A 16,676-nucleotide genomic window follows, 5' to 3' on the forward strand; every position below is an offset into this window, starting at 1 on the left:
CCGTCACTCCTTCTCCGTCGTCGCCCCGCCCTTATGCACGGTCGCCCACTGCCGCAACACCTGAAGTCGCGGATCAACGGGATCCTCCGCACAGCCGCACGCGCCGGCGTTCAAGTCCGCGCCGCAGGTCGGACACAATCCCCGGCACCCCTCCCGGCACCTCGGCGCGAGGGGGAGGGCCAGAATGAGGTGCTGCCGGACGACCTCGGTCACGTCAATCGTATCATCGGGTCCGACCGGAGTCACAAAGTCGTCCGGACCCAACTCCGCCTCCACCGCTGCGGTGGCGGTCGCCGGACGGCCGAACTCTTCGGCGATGGAGAACTCGAGCGGCTGCTCGAATCGGACCAGGCACGCTCCGCACACGAGACTCAGTGCCGTTCGCACCCTTCCCGAGAGGCACACCGTCCGCCCGGTGCTGGCGACCGTGAGCGCCCCTTCGACGGGCCGCAGGAGCACCGCGTCCTCGGCAGGCGGCTCGCACGGCTCGGAGTACGCCAACGTCCGAACGGCGCCCCGATCAGCCAGCAGTTCGCCGATGTTAACCCGCACATCGCCACCTCACGACGTGTGCCCGGACGGCCTATCCCGCGAGGGGGGGTAACCGCCGGGCACACCGTCTGATTATACGGACGCCGGTTCGGCGTTGTCAAGAGACGGTAACTTTGCCGTTGTCGACCCGCGACGAGGTCTGCGCTTGCCCCCCGCTCCTAGCCCCGGTCCGCTCCGCGAGGACCGCCTTGCCGCGCTGCACCGTCGCGAGGATCCGTGCCACCTCGCGCTCCAGGCGCTCCAGGACGGTCAGCGCATAGAGGTCGGCGCCGCGTCGGGTCTCCTCCGCGTCTCGCACCGCCTGTTCCCGAATTTGCTGGAGTTGTTGCTCGGCGGCCCGGGCAAGCGTCCCGTCCTCGATCGCCCGGCGCGCGTGATCCTCGGCTTCGAGGACGATGCGCCGTGCTTCGTCCTGCGCGCGCCGCAGCACCGTCTCCGCTTCTGCCCCCACCGCCGCCGCTCGCTTGGCATCGGTGGACAGCGCCTCACGGAGGCGTTGCATCAACTGCTGAACTTCTTCGTCCCATGCGGCGCGGCGGCCCGGGGAAAACCGCGGCGGTCCCGCGGCCAGGAGCGCATCGAGGCGCTCCAGGCAATCTGGGATGGATGCGGGGATCGAGGATCGACCTGCCGTTGCCATCTCGTCACCTCTTGCGTTGTGACCTCAACTTCTGACCGAGCCGTTTCTCCACATTCTGGGGAATGAGACCGGAGACCGATCCGCCGAACCGCGCCACCTCCCGGATCAGCGTCGAACTCAGGTATGCGAATTCCGGAGCGGTCATCATAAAGACGGTTTCGATTTCGGGTCTCAGTCGTTTGTTCATCGCCGCCATCTTCAGTTCGTACTCGAAGTCCATCATTGCCCGCAGTCCCTTGACGATCACCGTCGCTCCCAGCCGCTCCGCGAACTCGACGGTCAGCCCTTGGAACTGCATGACCTCGACGTCGGTCTGCTCCGCCGCGGCGCGGAGCATCGCCACGCGGTCGGCGACGCTAAACATCGGGTCTTTCTCTATGTTGGTCGCGACGCCCACGACCACGCGGCGAAACATTCTGCGGGCCCGCTCGATGATGTCCAGGTGCCCGTTGTGCACCGGGTCGAAGCTGCCGGGATACAAGGCAATGGCGAGCCTGTTCTCCCTCAAGGCCCTTCCTCCCTCTTCCCACCCCGCGCGTACGTCCAAAGCGCGGTTTCTCCGTACCGGACCGCCCGGAGGCGGGTGAGCCCCGCGATCTCGCCCGGATCATCCCGCCAGTGGCCTTCGGCGATTGCCAGGCCGTCATCCGCCAGCACCGCCCCGGCGGCGATGCGTCTCAACGTCTTCGCCTGCAGCCCGAGCCCATACGGCGGGTCCAGGAAGATCAGGTCGAACTGCCGCTCCTGCGTGTCGAGCGCCTGCACCTCGGTCAGCACGTTGGCCCTGCGAACTTCGGCGTGGGGGACCGCCGCCAGGGACTCCCGGATCAAGGCGGCGTTGCGCGGATCGCGTTCGACGAAAACGACCAGGCTCGCCCCCCGTCTCAGCGCTTCAATCCCAACCCGTCCGGTCCCTGCGAAGAGATCGAGCACGCGGGCGCCGGCGAGGCGCGGGGCGAGCGAATTGAAGAGCGCGCCCGTGACCTTGCTGGATGTCGGGCGGACGCCGTGCCCGCTCTTGACGTGCGCCCGGGTGCCGCGGGCCCTGCCGCCGCCGCTGCGCACCCGTCAGCCGACCCGCACGTTCTCGACGCGGGCGCCGCCGAACCGTTGCTGGAGTGCTTCCGCCAGGGGGCGGTGCGCCGGTTCCCCGAGCGCGGGGTCGCTCCGGAGCAAGATCTCCGCATCTCGGCGGGCGCGCTCGAGCCAATCGTGGTCCCGAACGAGATCGGCGACCCGGAGCTCGGTGACGCCGTGTTGTCGGAGCATGGTCTGCCGGCGGTCGCCGAGGAGTTCGCCGGCCCCTCTGAGCTCAAGGTCCCGCTGGGCGATGCGGAACCCATCCCCCGTCTCCACCATCGCGGCGAGACGCGACGCGGCGATCGCGTCGTCGGCGGCGACATCGGCGACGAGGACGCAGACCGATTCGTGGGTTCCCCGTCCGACGCGCCCGCGGAGCTGGTGAAGTTGGGAAAGCCCGAAGCGGTCGGCGTCCTCGATCACCATCACCGTGGCGTTCGGGATGTCGATCCCAACCTCGATCACGGTGGTGGCGACGAGGACGGCGATCTCGCCATCCCGCATCGCGCGCATGGTCGCATCGCGCACTTCAATCTTCATCCGCCCGTGCAGCACGCCAACTCGAAGGCCGCGGAACACCTCCTGTTGCAGGCGGGATGCGAGCGCCGTGGCGGCCTCGGCCTGCAGCTTGTCGGATTCTTCGATCAACGGGCAAACGATGTAAGCTTGCCGCCCCGCCTCGACCTGCGAGCGGACGAACTCGTACACCCGCGGCCGACTCGAGGTGGGGCGGGTGTAGGTCTTGATCGGCGACCGCCCCGGCGGGAGCTCATCGAGCGTCGAGACGTCCAGGTCGCCGTAGAGGGTGAGGGCGAGGGTGCGCGGGATCGGCGTCGCCGTCATCACGAGCACGTCCGGATGGTCGCCTTTCTTGCTCAGCGCCGCCCGCTGGGTGACCCCGAACCGATGCTGCTCGTCGACGACGACCAACCCCAACCGATGAAATTCCACTTCCTCCTCGATCAGGGCGTGGGTGCCGATGATGATGTCGGCACGTCCCTCCCGCGTCGCCTGGAACGCCTCCAGGCGGGCCGCGCGCCCCAGGCCGCCCACCAGCAGGACGGTTGTGATCCCGAGGGGCTCAAGTAGGGTGTGGAGGGTCAGGTAGTGCTGCCCGGCCAAGATCTCCGTTGGAGCCATCAACGCCCCCTGCGCCCCCCCTCCCACACAGCGCAGCAGCGCGGTCGCGGCGATCAGGGTCTTCCCCGAGCCGACATCGCCTTGGAGCAGCCGGTTCATCGGGTGGGACCGGTGGAGGTCTGCGCTGATCTCGTCGATCACCTGGCGCTGGGCCCGGGTGAGCGAGAACGGCAAGCCGGCGTGGAACCGGGTGATGAGCTCGGAGGCGTCCCCGTACTCGACGCTCCGCCGCTCGGCCGCCGCGGCGGCCTTCTGGCGGAGCAGCAGTAGTTCGAGGAGCAGCAGTTCCTCGTACACCAGCCGCCGGTGCGCCGCGGCCTGCGTGTCCTGGGTGTCCGGAAAGTGCGCCTGCCGCAGCGCGTCGGCGAGCGCGGGAAGGCGGTGGCGACGCCGAAGATCGTCCGGCAGCCATTCCGTGATCCGCGGGGCGGTGTCCTCGATCGCGTGGAGCACGATCGTCCGCAGGATCCGCTGGCTCAACCCCTCGGTGCCGCGATAGACGGGGACGATCCGCCCCACGTGCAGCGTCTCCTCACCATCCTCCAGGAGCTCGAACTCCGGGGCCGCCATCTGCACCTCCCCGCCCTGCCGCTGTACCCGTCCGTGCAGGACGATCCTGCGCCCCCGCAGCAGCTGGCGCGCGAGGTACGGCTGGTTGTACCAAACGGCATGGAGGACGCCGGAGGTATCGACGATCGCGGCTTTGGTGATCGTGAGGCGCCGTCGCCGCGGCCGGAACTGGCGGATTTGGCCGATCGTGCCTTGAACGGTTTCCACGGCGCCGTGCCGGAGGTCGTAGATGGCGCGGAGGTGACTGCGATCCTCGAGCCGCCGCGGGAGCGTGTAGAGCAGATCCCCCGCGGTGGCGATCCCTAACCGCGCGAGCATTTGAGCGCGGCCCGGCCCCACGCCCCGCAGGTAGCGCACCGGGGTTCCCAGGTCGACGGCGGTGGGGGGGAAAGGGCTCGCCGTCATCTCCTGCGGGGAGCACACGGGAGGGGGCGCCGGCCGTGCTCTGCGCGAACTCACCATGCCGCCCGCCTCCTCTGTCGCGCTGTCCGTTGCCCGGAGCGGGCCAGGCGGCGATCGCCTGCCACGCGGGCAATTCTACGCCCCGGGCGTTGTCCCTCCCCAAGGCGTGTGGTAGACTGCGGAGAGAGTTCGACCGGCGAAGGGAGACCGCGATGGCACGGCGATGCGCGGTGTGCGGGAAGGAGCCGCGCACCGGCTACAGGGTGAGTCACTCGCACCACAAGACGAAGCGGAGGTTTGCCCCCAACCTGCAGAGCGTGCGCGCCGTGATCGACGGCGTGCGACGACGGGCCATGGTCTGCACCGCGTGTCTCAAGGGGAAGAAAGTGGTCCGGGTGGCCTGATCGCTCACATCACGGGCGGCCCTTCTCCCCGCAGTCTGGCAATCAGGCCCCGGAGCTCGGGTTCCTCCAGAACGTAGCGGTCACCGCAGAATCGACAGGTCACCTCGGCGCGTCCCTCCTGCATGAGGATGGTTTCCAGTTCGTCGACCCCCAGCAGGCGGAGCATGCCCTCCACGCGCTCGCGGCTGCACTGGCACTGGAACGCCAGCGGGGTGGCCGCTCCGATGTGCGGGTGCAGATCGCCGAGCGAAGTGGACAGGATCTGCTCAGGCGTGTGCCCGGCTCGCATCATCTGCGTGATCGGCGGAAGCTGTCGCGAGCGGGTTTCCAGGTCCTCCACCACCCCGGGGGGCGCCCCCGGCAGGATCTGCACACACAACCCCCCCGAGGCCAGCACCCGGAGACCTGGACCCACCAGTACCCCGAGCGAGACCATCGACGGGATCTGCTCGGAAACGACAAAGTACGAGGCGAGATCCTCCGCAATTTCCCCGGACACCAGCGGTGCAGACCCGTGGTACGAGACCCGAAGCCCGAGATCCCGCGTGACGTGGAGCAGCCCTTGCCGGCCGACGAGCCCGCCGACGTCGAGCTTGCGGGCGTTTGTCTCCGGCAGATCGGCCAGGGGGTGGACGGCGTAGCCGCGAACGTGGCCTTCCGCGTCGGCTTGGGCGATGACGCCGCCAATCGGTCCGTCTCCCAGCACCCGCAGGAGGACCGATTGCCCGGCCTTGAGCCCGGCCCCCAACAGTGCCGCCGCCGTCAGGCTCCGCCCCAGGGCCGCGGTCGCGGTGGCCGATGTGGCGTGGCGGATGCGCGCATCTTCAACGGTCTGTGTAGAGACCACGGCGATGGCCCGAATCGTCCCGTCCGCGGCAGTGGCCCTGAGGACGGCGTCCCGTATCTGCACGCCTCTCCCCTCCGTCATCGCGCCGGAACGCTTCCCCGGCGATCACGTGAGTAAACGTTGGGCGGAGCGCCGGGCATTCCCCCGCGCACCCGCGGGCGGGCGCGACGCCTCGGCCCGTCCGTCGTGTCGAATCGGGGGCGGACCTAGCCCTCCCGGTCGACGTCGATCTCCGGTGTCACAGCGTGCATCGGGTTGGCGGGGCCGTGTCCTGCCCCGATCGGCAGCGCCGCTTCGATGGCCCGGGTGATGAAGCGCTTGGCATTTCGGATCGCCGCGGCGGCCGGCAGGCCGCGCGCCAATCCGGCCGTGATCGCCGCGGAGAACACGCACCCGGTGCCGTGGGTGTGCGTGGTGGCGATCCGAGGCGTGGCCAGGCGCTCGCTGCGCCGGCCGTCGAAGACCACGTCGACGGCGGCGCCCTCGAGGTGGCCCCCTTTGACGACGACGAAGCGCGGGCCGAGGGCGTGCAGCTCCCGCGCCGCCGCCTCCATCTCCTCGAGGGTCCGCACCGATCGGTTGAGCAGCGCACCCGCCTCGTGCAGATTTGGGGTGACGACCAGGGCGATCGGCAGCAGGACCCGGCGGAGGGCGTCGCACGCCTCCGGCCGCAGCAGCGGCGCCCCACTCTTCGAGATCATGACGGGGTCGACCACCAGCGCGGCGATCCGGCGACTGCGGAGCTCGTCGGCGACCGCCTCGATGATCGGCGTATTCGACAACATCCCGGTCTTTGCCGCATCGACCCCGATATCCCCGATGACGGCATCGATCTGCTGGCGAACAAACTCCGGCGTCATCTCGACGATCGCCCGGACGCCGGTGGTATTTTGTGCGGTCAGTGCCGTGATGGCCGTCATGCCGAAGACGCCGAGCGCGGAGAACGTCTTAAGGTCGGCCTGGATCCCCGCGCCGCCGCCGGAGTCAGACCCCGCAATGGACAGCGCTCTCGGGATCATCGCCGTCCCCCCCCTGCCGGAAAATGATCCCACCCCTCCGCGGTCAAGGGACGCGGGACCCCGGATCCGTGAATCCACCGCCCGGCGGATGCCGGAAGGATCTCCGCGATGCGGGTGAGGTTTACGCCGATGCGCCGGGCGACCCCGGGGGCCTCGGCGTCGAACCCCGGCTCCGCGGCAAACAGGAGCTCATAGTCCTCGCCCCCCCGCAGCGCCCACGCGCGCGGGTCGATCCCCGCCGCGTGCGCGACCGGCCCGAGTCCGTCAGGAACCGGCAGCCGGTCCTCATCGAGGCGCACGCCGACTCCGGAGGCATCGACGAGGTGCAACAGGTCGCTGGCCGTTCCATCACTCGTGTCGATCATCGCCCTCGGCCCGAGCGCGCTCAAGACCCTGCCGGCGTCCACCCGCGGACTCGGCCGGCGGTATGCCTGTTCCAGCACCGCCCTCCCGGGAGCCTGGATCTCGGGATGCTCGAGGAGGAATCGGCCGGCCGCCGCTTTCCCGAGAGACCCGGTCACCCACACTCCGTCCCCCGGTCTCGCGCCCGAGCGGGTGACGGGCCGGGGTGTCTCGCCGAGCAGCGTGATGTCGACCACGAGCGGGCCATCGGCGCCGGACACATTTCCGCCGACGATGGAGACGGCGTGCGCCAGGGCGGCGGCGGCGATCCCCCGGTACAGCTCCTCCACCATGTCGAGGAGGGTATCCCGCGGCAGCACCAGCGAGATGAGCGCGTGGCGCGGGGTCCCCCCCATCGCCGCCACATCGCTCAGGTTCACGGCCAGCGCGCGCCAGCCGACGTCCCCGGGCCGGCACAGTGCCCAGGTGAAATGGACCCCCTCAACCTGACTGTCGCATGTTGCCACGACGGGATGCGAGAACTGCAGGACTGCGGCGTCGTCGCCGATCCCGATGGTCACCCCGGGCCCGGCGGTGGGGACGAGCTGCCGCAGCCGGTCGATCAGGGCGAACTCCCCCACCGACGCGATGGTGTTATCCGGTGAGTGCGGCATCGACCTCCCTCCGAATCCGGCGCACCGCGGCCGCGACGTCCTCCGCCATGGTCACCGCGGTGATGACCGCCACTCCCCGCGCCCCGGCGCGGATCACCGCCGCCGCGTTATCCGCCGTGATTCCCCCGATGCCGATCAGCGGCAGCCGAACCACCCCGCGGAGTTCGCGCAGGCGGTCGAGGCCGATCGGCTCGCCGGCGTCCGCCTTGGTGGCCGTGGCGTAGATCGCCCCGACCCCAAGGTAATCCGCTCCCGCCCGTTCGGCCGCCACGGCCTCCTCCGCCGTGGCGGCCGAGACCCCGATCACCGCCTCGGGTCCCAGCATTGCCCGCACCTCCCGGGTCGGCAGGTCGTCCTGGCCGACGTGGACCCCGTCAGCCCCGACGATCATCGCGACGTCGGCCCGATCGTTGACGACGAACGCGACCCCGGCCGCGCGGCACAGGGGGAGGATTTCCCGGCCCGCTTCCACGATTTGGCGGGCCGGGGCGTCCTTCATTCGCAGCTGCACGGTAGTCGCCCCACCACGGATCGCCGCCTCGGCGATCTCTCGGGGCGATCGTCCCCGGCTCCTGAGCGCATCGGCGATCACGTACACCCGCCAGTCCCGCATCATCCGAGCCGGGTCCGGGCGCGCCGCACGGCCGTGGCCCCGTCCAGGTCGTTCAGGGCATCCAGAAGCGCCGCGCGAAACGTGCCAGGCCCGCCGCTCCGCCCCGCCGCGCACTCGGCGGCGACCTCGAACCAGACCAGCCCGGCGGTCGCCGCCGCGAGAGGGTCGGGTTCGATGGCGGCGACCGCGCCGATGCAGGCCGTCGCCATGCAACCGCTCCCCGAGATTCGCGCCAGCCAGGGATGTCCGTTGGCGATGCGGACGGTCCTGGTGCCGTTGGTCAGCAGATCCTCGACCCCGGTGGCCGCGACCGTGGCTCCGGTCGATGCGGCCAGCCGCCGGCTCAACGCGTCGATGTCCTCGATCGTCCCCGCGGCATCCACCCCTCGCACGTGTCCGGCCAGTCCCGCAAGCGCGGCGATTTCTCCGGCGTTGCCCCGGATGCACGCACACCGGATCTCGGCCAGCAGGCGCCGGATCTCCGCCGACCGGAACGCCGTCCCACCCGCCCCCACCGGGTCCAGGATGACCGGCACGCCGCGGTGATTGGCCCGCCGGCCCGCTCGCACCATCAGGTCGGTGATGTCGCGGGTCAGGGTCCCGGTGTTGAGGACGAGGGCGCTCGCCTGGCCGGCGATCTCCTCCACTTCTTCCGGCGCCCGCGCCATCACCGGGGCGGCGCCGATGGCCGCGGTGACGTTCGCCACGTCGTTGATCGTGACGATGTTGGTGATGTGGTGCACGAGGGGCCGAGTGCTGCGGACACGGGTCATCAGTCCGGCGATGTCGCCGACGGAGCGGGTCACCGCGGGCCGCCTCCGGCCACCCAGCGGTGGAGCCAGTGGCGGAAGCGGAGGCGAAGATCCACCCGCTCCACGGCCCGCTGCATCGCCTCGACGGTCACGGTCCCCCGCCGGTAGGTGATCTGCACGTTCTTGGTCGCCAGGTTCACGTCCGCGCCGACCACTCCGGGGAGCTCCTCCAGAGCCCCCACCACGCGCCGTGCTCAGAGGCGGCAGAGGATGCGGTCCGCGCGGATCACGGTCGCCTCGACGCCGCCGCCTGCCCCGGTCACGACTGGACGGCCCATCCGTTGACGGCCGGGACGCGGCGAAGCGCCCGGATGAGCACAAAGCCGAGGATCGCGCCCGGGATGCTGCTGGAGAGAAACGCGATCTGAAACCACCAGAGGGTGTGGTGGGATCCGACCAACGGCTGGAAGAACCACGCCGCCAGGGTCGCGCCGATGGGCCCCGTCCCGATCGGCTCGCAGAGGGCGGCGGCGTCCGAACGCATCAGGCGGTACGCGTACCCGACGACCAGGGCGCCGAAGGGGCTGCCGGGGAACGCGAAGAGCGATCCCCACCCCAGGCTGTGGCGGAGGAAGGCCGTGACCAGCGCCGCGGCCGCCGCGTACCACGGGCCGACGAGGATCCCGGCGATGGCGTTGATGGTGTGCTGGAACGGCGCCACCCGCGTGGGGCCCACCGGGATGCTGAGCGACCCGAGAAGCGTCGCCAGTCCGGCGAACATCGCGGCAAGGACGAGCCGCCTCAAGTGCTGATCACGGTCCCGATCCCGAACTCCTCCCATCATATCGGCCATCCCTCCATCCGATCCGACATCTCCCAGAACAGATACTCATATCGCTGGCTCTGAAGATATATCTCCCGCAGCGCCGCCACCCGGTCGGCCGGTGGATCCGGTGCCATCCGGTCCAGGAGTTCCGCGGCCCACGCGGCGAATGCCCCGTACTCCTCCGTGGTATAGAGGCGGATCCAGTCGGCGTAGAGGGGGTGGCGGTCCCAGCCGTCGCGCGCTCGCAGGGCGGTCGCGATCTCCCAGTAGCCGTGCGCGCACGGGAGGATCGCCGCCAAGATCGCCGCCAGATCTCCGGTCTCGGCCGCCACCCGTAGATGGTTGGTGTAGGCGACGGTGGTCGGAGCGGGTTCGGTGTCGTCCAGCGCCTCGGGGGCGATTCCGGCCTTCCAGGCACACTGGCGGTGCAGGTCCATCTCCGTATTCAGGGTCTGCACGAGCAGGTCGGCGAGCCGTGCGGCCACGCCGAGATCCGGCGCCCGGGCCGCGGCCAGGGCCAGCACGCGGCAGTAGTGGATCAGAAACACGTAATCCTGCCGCAGGTAGAACTGAAACCGGTCCTCCGGCAGGGTGCCGTCGCTCAGCCCCCGGACGAACGGGTGTGAGAGGACGCGCGCGCGCAGCGGCGCCGCGGCGTCCTGCAGCTGCGCGAAGAGGCTCATCCGGCCGCCGCCGGATCCCGCGCCCCGATCGTCATCGGGCCAGGTTGGTGTAGAGCTGGTCGACGGGCACGGCTGACGAGATGACCTTGTGTGCCGCCAGCCACCGGTCGAAGTCGTCCCACCGGGCGCCCGCCTGAACCTGGGACCGCGCGTAGTACGGCAGCGTCGCGCGAAACGATCGGCGATTGAACTCGTCGTTGATCTTGGGGTTCCCGCGGATGTTGGCGTGGACGTAGTCCGCGAACGCCGCGTCGGGGGATGCCAGCGTGAACGCGATTCCTCGAGATACCGCGCGAACGAACTGCTCCAGCGCCGGCCGGCGCTGGGCCAGTCGCTGGTCGCTCGTGATCAGCACCAACTCGTAGAAGCTGGGGACGCCGTACTTCTCCAGTTCAAACATTCCCACCGCCTGACCCTGGAGCTCGATCTGCACACGCTCGACGTTGCGGTACGCTCCCACCACCGCGTCGACCTTGTGGGTGAGGAGCGCGGGAACGAGATCGAACGAAACGTTGACCATCTTGACATTGGATTCCGCCGCCCCATCGCTGTGCATGATCTGGTCGATGAACGCGTCTTCCAGACCGGTGACCGAAAAGCCGACGCGTTTGCCCACCAGGTCCTTTGGCGAGCGTATGCCCGTCCGCTTGAGGAACATGACGGTGTTCAGCGGGTGACCGATCAGGAGCCCGATGCTCCGGATGGGGAGCGTTTGGGCGCGGGCCAGGATCAGATTGGGCTCGTAGTTGACCGCCACATCGACGCGGCCGGCGGCGGTCAACTTCAGCGGGTCGTCCGGGTTGGCGGGGACCTGCATCGCTACCCGCAGGCCCTCCTGCGCGAAATACCCTTCCGCTTGCGCCGCGTACAGCGGCACATGGTCGGGGTTCGGAAACCAGTCCAGCATAAACGTGATCGGGGTCGGCGCTGGCATCCCCCCTGCGGCGGCCGCGGTCCCGACGACCATCGCCAGCGTGATGAACGCCGCTCCCCACCCTTTCCTTGGCATCATCCCCTCCTCAGGTGCGCTCCGGGTCTTCCACCCGGCGCCATGGAAGCACGAGCCGTTCGACGCCCGAGACGGCCAGGAACAGCCCGATGGCCATCACGCTCAGATACACGATGGCCGCGAACACCAAATCGATTTGGAGTTGGGCGTTTGCGTGGATCATGAGGAATCCCAACCCCTGCGTCGCGCCGACCCATTCCCCGATCACGGCGCCGATCACGCTCGTCGCGACCGCGATTCGAATCCCCGAGAAGACGAATGGGAGGGCGGCCGGGGCGCGGATCTTAAACAGCACCTGCGCGGGGGTGGCGCCGAGGATGCGGAGGAGGTTGACGGCGTCGGGATCGGCCGCGCGCAGGCCGTCGACCGTGTTCACCACAATCGGGAAGAAGACGATCAAGGCCGTCATCGCGACTTTGGAGAGCATCCCGTATCCCAGCCACACGATGAGCAGGGGGGCGATCGCGAACACCGGGATCGTCTGGCTGGCGATGATGAGCGGGTAGACCCCGCGTTCGACCAAGCGGGAGGAAAAGATCAGGAGCGCCAGGGCGGTTCCCACGACCGCGGCGATCGCAAAGCCGAGGAGAATCTCCTCCAGGGTCACCGCGGCCTCTCCGAGCAGCAGTCCACCGTCCGCAACGAGCAGACGGGCGATCCGCGACGGCGCGGGCAGGATGTAGAACGGAACCCCGAACGTCCGGACGCCCCACTCCCAGGCGGCGACGAAGGTCATGAGCAACACGGTGGGGGGTCCAGCGCGGTCGATGGCCCGCCTGACCGACGCCCATCCCATGCCGCCCCCCGCGGTACGATCTTCCCGGACCTCGATCGACCCCTCGGAGAGCGGAGTGGTCCTCATCGTACCACCTCCGGCAGGTCCTCTTCGAGGAGCGCCAGCAGGCCCGCTTTCTCCCTCACCACCTGATCGTCGGTGGCACGCCGCGGCCTGGGCAGGCGGATCCCCACCTCCCCGCGCACCCGCCCCGGCCGTGCGCTGAGGACGTAGATGCGATCGGCGAGGAGAACCGCTTCTTCAACGTCGTGGGTGATGAATAAGATGGTCCGGCCGAATTCCTCGACCAGCCGCCGCAGATGCCCGTGCATCGCCGATCGGGTCATGGCGTCCAGCGCGCCGAGGGGTTCGTCCAGCACCAGCAGGTCCTTTCGGCAGAGCAGGGTGCGGACGAGCGCAACCCGCTGGCGCATCCCCCCCGAGAGGAGGCTGGGATAGGCGTGCTCAAACCGCTCCAAGCCAAAGCGGCGGAGCAGATCGCGGGCGTCGTCCCGTGCGGCCGCCCGCGGGGTCCCCTGGACCTCCAAGCCGAGAACGGCGTTGTCGATCACCCGGCGCCAGGGGAGCAGGAGGTCCTTTTGCTGCATGTAGGCGACACGACCCCGGTCGCCGGCGAGCGGGCGGCCGTCGAGGCGGACCTCCCCGCTGTCCGGAGGGATAAGCCCCGCCACGATGTTGCAGAGGGTGCTCTTCCCACATCCGCTGGGGCCGAGCAAGGCGGTGAACTCTCGGGACCCGACGTAGAGCGTGATATTGCTCAGGACGTCGAGCCATCCGCCGGAGCCGCGTCCCGCCCCGGTCAGGGGAAACCGTTTGGAGAGGTTTCGGATCTCGAGTTTCGGCGTCATCCCGCGCACCGCCCCTCCAAGCAAAACGCGCCACCCCGGAACCGGGGCGGCGCATCGAGTCTCCCTCCGCTGGCATTACCCAGATCAGGTTCCGGGGTCGACGGCAGGGTAGCCGTCCTCTCAGCCTGGTCCCCCAAGCTCCCCCATGACTATGGGTGATCTAGACCTAGTATAACACATGGCGGTCGATCGGGCCACGGCGTTCACGACCCGGACGACCCGGGTGACGAGGCGTCCCCGGCGTCGGCACGCAACACCCGCCACAGTTCGTCCCCCGCAGGAGGCTCGAGGGCCAGGTCGACGTCCCGGCGCCGCACCACCCGATCGCGGGGCAGGAACCGGCCGATCTCGACGGCCCTGACCCCGGCGTCCGAGATCGCCATCACGGTGCGCGCCGGATCCGGGGTGGCGACGAGGAGCCCCCCGCTCCCCACCAATCGGAGCGGGTCCGCGCCCAACTGCGCGCAGATGGCTGCGGTTTCGGGGAGCACCGGAACGCGGGCGGCGTCGATGTGGACGCCGATCCCCCCGGCCTCGGCCATTTCGTAGGCCGCGCCGAGGACGCCGCCTTCGGTGACGTCGTGCATGGCATGGGCTCCCCCCCGCGCCGCCGCCCGCGCCTCCGGGAGGACGCTGATCCGTCCCCGGAAGGCTTTCGCCCGCTCCACCAGCGCGATCCCGAGCGGGGGAACCAGGCGATGTTCCAGTATCCCGGCGAGAATCGCGGTTCCCTCGATTCCCGCCCCTTTCGTGAGGAGTAGCGCGTCCCCCGGTATGCCTCCGCCGCTTCTGAGGACCTGATCCTTCCGCGCCCGTCCCACGGCGGTGACCACCACGATCGTCCGCTCGATCCCCGGGGTCACCTCGCTGTGGCCGCCTGCGATTTCCACCCCCAACTGGCGGGCGGCGGCCGATGCGTCTTGCATCACCCGGGCGAGGTCGGAGGCGGCATCACCGGGAGCGAGGAGGAGCGTGAGCAACAGGGCCACCGGCTCCGCCCCCGTTGCCGCGAGGTCGTTCGTCGCGATGAAGGCCGCGTACCACCCCAGATCGGGCCCGGCCCCGGTGATGGGATCGGTGGTTAGGACGGCGACCTCGTCACCGAAGTCGATCACCGTGCAATCTTCGCCCATCTGGGAATGGACGAGCACATCGGCACGTCGCGTCCCGAGGTGTTGGTAGACGATCGAAGCGAGGAGGTTGGGGGCCACCTTCCCGATCGGAAGACCCACCGTCGCTGCCCTCTACGCCAGCGTGACTTCCGCCGGAGCCCCGACGCGACTAGACGGCCACCCGAGACGAGATCACGGTCATCTTCTTCAAGATCGTTTGGGCGACTTCCAATGCCCGGACCCCGTCCTCCCCGGGCACGAGGGGGGTCGTCTCGCCGCGAACGCAGCTGACGAAGTGCGTCAACTCCGCGCGCAACGGCTCCTCCCCCTTCACCACGGTCCGCCGTTGGGTCCCGTGTCGACGGACCGTGATCTGTTGTCGGAGGTAGTTGAGATGGATCAGCCCGTCGGGGAGCGTGATCTCGAGTTCGGCAGCCTTCACCGGGGAGACCCGGCTGGCGACGAAGCTCGCCAGGCACCCGTTCTCCAGCGCCAGGTGGGCGACGGCCAGGTCCTCGTCCTCGCCGTGGATGGCCGCCCCGATCGCGCTCACGCGGGTGACGGGGGAGCGCATCAGGTTCAGGATGATGTCCAGGTCGTGGATCATCAAATCCAGCACGACGCCCACGTCCATGATCCTGGAGGGGTCCCAGGGGCGCACCCGCCGGACCTGCACGAACAGCGGCTCGCTGACCAGATCTTTGAGGGCGTGGACGGCTGGCTTGAACCGTTCCACGTGCCCGACGAGCAGGGTCACCCCGGCTCGGTGCGACAGGTCGATCAGTTCGACCGCCTGCTCGACCGTGGTGGTGATGGGCTTTTCAACCAGGACGTGGACGCCGTGCCGGAGGAAGTCGCGCGCGATCTCGTAGTGGAAGGCGGTGGGAACGGCAAGGCTCACCGCGTCGACCTTGCCGAACAGCATGCGATAATCTTGGTGGCCGGTCGTTTGGTACCGCTTCGCGAAGGCGGCAGCCTCCGCGGGGATGGTATCGACGACTCCGGCGAGCGTGACATCGGGAAGATGGTGATAGACACGTACGTGGTGCTGGCCCCATTGCCCCAATCCGACAACGCCGACGCGGACCAGCCTAGTCATGGACATCTCCTTAGTGCCGGGGATCGAAGCGGCGGATCGCCTGAACGATCCGGTGGAGCTCCTCCTCCCCGAGCGCGGGGTGCACCGGGATGCTGAGGACCTCTCCGGCAGCCCGCTCGGCCTCCGGACAACGAGCGTCCCCGTAGCCTAACCGCTGGTAGAGCGGGCTCCGGTGGATGGGGGTCGGATAGTAGACCCGGGTGCTGATGCCGCACGCCGTGAGGTGCTGCGCCAACCGGTCTCGATGTCGCGGTGCCCGCAACGTGTATTGGTGGTACACGTGCGTGCTGCCTTCGGGCTCCACGGGGAGCCCCAGCCACTCGAGGTTCCGCAGCTCCGCGGTGAGGCGGGCCGCGTTGTGCCTGCGCCGGAGATTGCGTTCGTCGAGCGTGGCAAGCTGACCGATCCCGATCGCCGCCGCCATCTCCGTCATGCGGGCGTTTGAGGCCACCATCTCGTAGACGTACTGCGCCGATTGCCCGACGTTGGTCAGCATGTGGGCACGCGCGGCTACCCCGGGGTCGCCGGTGACCACCATCCCGCCCTCGCCGGTCGTGAGGTTCTTTGACGGGTAGAAGCTGAACGTTCCCGCGTCCCCCAGCGTGCCGACCTTGCGGCCGCGGATCGTGGCGCCATGCGCCTGGGCGGCATCCTCGATCACGACGAGGTGGTGGCGACGGGCCAGTTCCAATAGCGCGTCCATCGGGCTCGGCAGTCCGTAGAGATGAACCGGGAGCAGCCCCCAGACATCCGGGGTCCGAGCGATGACATCGGCGACCGCGCCGGGGTTGAGGTTGTAGCTCTGGGGATCGATATCGGCGAACACCGGGATCGCGCCTCGCCGAAGAATCGCGTTGGTCGTGGCGACAAAGGAGAATGGCGTCGTGATCACCCGCGCCCCCGACGGAACCCCCGCGGCCTCGAGCGCCACCTCGAGGGCGGTGGATCCCGATGAGGTGGCGGCGCCGTGGGCGACTCCGAGGTATGCGGTGAACGCCACTTCAAACTGGCGGACCCATCGACCTGCGACGAGCTGTCCCGACTGCAACACGTCCAGGACCCGGCGCTTGTCCTCGTCGGTGAGCATGGGAGCGGCGATTGGGATCGTCGGTTGCGACGTTATCTGCACGTCCGTGGCCCGGTTGATCTCTACCTCCCCGCTGCGCGATTCCTCCGAGATTTCTGCACCCCGGAGGGATTTCCTGCTCTGCTCGGTGGGGACACGGGTTGGCGTCGCGCGCGCCGTCGAGCGAATCGTGACGACGTCG

General features: G+C 69.3%; 20 protein-coding genes and 1 riboswitch. Of the genes, 1 reads left to right on the forward strand and 19 read right to left on the reverse strand.

What is annotated here, in order from left to right:
* Window positions 1-3 precede the first annotated feature (3 nt).
* From VKV57_05595 to recG, 5 genes are all read right to left on the reverse strand, one after another.
* On the reverse strand, window positions 4-552 hold the full coding sequence (locus VKV57_05595) for a DUF177 domain-containing protein (protein HLW59384.1): 549 nt from the start codon (window positions 550-552) through the stop codon (window positions 4-6).
* A gap of 97 nt (window positions 553-649) precedes the next feature.
* The gene (locus VKV57_05600; protein ID HLW59385.1) at window positions 650-1,192 is read right to left on the reverse strand and encodes a hypothetical protein; all 543 of its coding nucleotides are present in this window, start codon (window positions 1,190-1,192) and stop codon (window positions 650-652) included.
* A 4-nt stretch (window positions 1,193-1,196) separates the two neighbouring features.
* The gene (gene coaD / locus VKV57_05605; GenBank protein ID HLW59386.1) at window positions 1,197-1,700 is read right to left on the reverse strand and encodes a pantetheine-phosphate adenylyltransferase; all 504 of its coding nucleotides are present in this window, start codon (window positions 1,698-1,700) and stop codon (window positions 1,197-1,199) included.
* Window positions 1,697-2,257: a 16S rRNA (guanine(966)-N(2))-methyltransferase RsmD gene (gene rsmD, locus VKV57_05610; GenBank protein HLW59387.1), complete on the reverse strand. Its 561-nt coding sequence runs from the start codon at window positions 2,255-2,257 to the stop codon at window positions 1,697-1,699. The genes coaD and rsmD overlap by 4 nt, the downstream gene beginning before the upstream one ends.
* A 3-nt stretch (window positions 2,258-2,260) precedes the next feature.
* Window positions 2,261-4,387 carry an ATP-dependent DNA helicase RecG gene (gene recG, locus VKV57_05615; protein HLW59388.1) on the reverse strand — a complete coding sequence of 709 codons (2,127 nt, stop codon included), beginning with the start codon at window positions 4,385-4,387 and terminating at the stop codon, window positions 2,261-2,263.
* Between the two features lie 209 nt (window positions 4,388-4,596).
* Between recG and rpmB the strand changes: the two genes are divergently transcribed.
* The gene (gene rpmB / locus VKV57_05620; GenBank protein ID HLW59389.1) at window positions 4,597-4,788 is read left to right on the forward strand and encodes a 50S ribosomal protein L28; all 192 of its coding nucleotides are present in this window, start codon (window positions 4,597-4,599) and stop codon (window positions 4,786-4,788) included.
* Window positions 4,789-4,792: 4 nt separating this feature from the next.
* Here rpmB and hslO read toward each other — a convergent pair whose 3' ends face one another.
* The 14 genes from hslO to VKV57_05690 form a co-directional block, all read right to left on the reverse strand.
* Entirely contained in the window at window positions 4,793-5,698 is a 906-nt protein-coding gene (hslO, locus tag VKV57_05625) for an Hsp33 family molecular chaperone HslO (GenBank protein HLW59390.1), read from the reverse strand.
* A gap of 143 nt (window positions 5,699-5,841) precedes the next feature.
* Window positions 5,842-6,654, reverse strand: a complete 813-nt coding sequence (gene thiD / locus VKV57_05630; protein HLW59391.1) for a bifunctional hydroxymethylpyrimidine kinase/phosphomethylpyrimidine kinase — start codon at window positions 6,652-6,654, stop codon at window positions 5,842-5,844.
* Window positions 6,651-7,670: a thiamine-phosphate kinase gene (gene thiL / locus VKV57_05635; protein HLW59392.1), complete on the reverse strand. Its 1,020-nt coding sequence runs from the start codon at window positions 7,668-7,670 to the stop codon at window positions 6,651-6,653. The genes thiD and thiL overlap by 4 nt, the downstream gene beginning before the upstream one ends.
* A complete protein-coding gene (gene thiE / locus VKV57_05640) occupies window positions 7,651-8,286 on the reverse strand; it encodes a thiamine phosphate synthase (protein HLW59393.1) in 636 nt (211 codons plus the stop codon). The genes thiL and thiE overlap by 20 nt, the downstream gene beginning before the upstream one ends.
* A complete protein-coding gene (gene thiM, locus VKV57_05645; protein ID HLW59394.1) occupies window positions 8,283-9,089 on the reverse strand; it encodes a hydroxyethylthiazole kinase in 807 nt (268 codons plus the stop codon). The genes thiE and thiM overlap by 4 nt, the downstream gene beginning before the upstream one ends.
* Window positions 9,086-9,277 (reverse strand): heavy metal-associated domain-containing protein, encoded by a 192-nt coding sequence (locus VKV57_05650; protein HLW59395.1) that lies wholly within the window; start codon window positions 9,275-9,277, stop codon window positions 9,086-9,088. Before VKV57_05650 ends, thiM begins: the two co-directional genes overlap by 4 nt.
* Before the next feature lie 77 nt (window positions 9,278-9,354).
* Window positions 9,355-9,888, reverse strand: coding sequence for an energy coupling factor transporter S component ThiW (gene thiW / locus VKV57_05655; protein ID HLW59396.1), 534 nt, complete (start codon window positions 9,886-9,888; stop codon window positions 9,355-9,357).
* Window positions 9,876-10,544 (reverse strand): thiaminase II, encoded by a 669-nt coding sequence (gene tenA / locus VKV57_05660; protein ID HLW59397.1) that lies wholly within the window; start codon window positions 10,542-10,544, stop codon window positions 9,876-9,878. Before tenA ends, thiW begins: the two co-directional genes overlap by 13 nt.
* Window positions 10,545-10,575: 31 nt before the next feature.
* Window positions 10,576-11,553 (reverse strand): ABC transporter substrate-binding protein, encoded by a 978-nt coding sequence (locus VKV57_05665; protein HLW59398.1) that lies wholly within the window; start codon window positions 11,551-11,553, stop codon window positions 10,576-10,578.
* A gap of 10 nt (window positions 11,554-11,563) precedes the next feature.
* Window positions 11,564-12,415, reverse strand: a complete 852-nt coding sequence (locus VKV57_05670; protein HLW59399.1) for an ABC transporter permease — start codon at window positions 12,413-12,415, stop codon at window positions 11,564-11,566.
* Complete coding sequence (locus VKV57_05675; protein ID HLW59400.1) at window positions 12,412-13,197, reverse strand: ABC transporter ATP-binding protein; 786 nt, start codon at window positions 13,195-13,197, stop codon at window positions 12,412-12,414. Before VKV57_05675 ends, VKV57_05670 begins: the two co-directional genes overlap by 4 nt.
* 44 nt (window positions 13,198-13,241) lie before the next feature.
* A riboswitch (TPP riboswitch) is annotated at window positions 13,242-13,352 on the reverse strand.
* Window positions 13,353-13,400: 48 nt separating this feature from the next.
* On the reverse strand, window positions 13,401-14,429 hold the full coding sequence (locus tag VKV57_05680; protein ID HLW59401.1) for an AIR synthase-related protein: 1,029 nt from the start codon (window positions 14,427-14,429) through the stop codon (window positions 13,401-13,403).
* Between the two features lie 49 nt (window positions 14,430-14,478).
* Entirely contained in the window at window positions 14,479-15,408 is a 930-nt protein-coding gene (locus VKV57_05685) for a Gfo/Idh/MocA family oxidoreductase (protein HLW59402.1), read from the reverse strand.
* Between the two features lie 10 nt (window positions 15,409-15,418).
* On the reverse strand, window positions 15,419-16,537 hold the full coding sequence (locus VKV57_05690; protein ID HLW59403.1) for a DegT/DnrJ/EryC1/StrS family aminotransferase: 1,119 nt from the start codon (window positions 16,535-16,537) through the stop codon (window positions 15,419-15,421).
* Window positions 16,538-16,676 lie beyond the last annotated feature (139 nt).

Source organism: bacterium (assembly GCA_035307765.1).
Taxonomy (GTDB): domain Bacteria; phylum Sysuimicrobiota; class Sysuimicrobiia; order Sysuimicrobiales; family Segetimicrobiaceae; genus Segetimicrobium.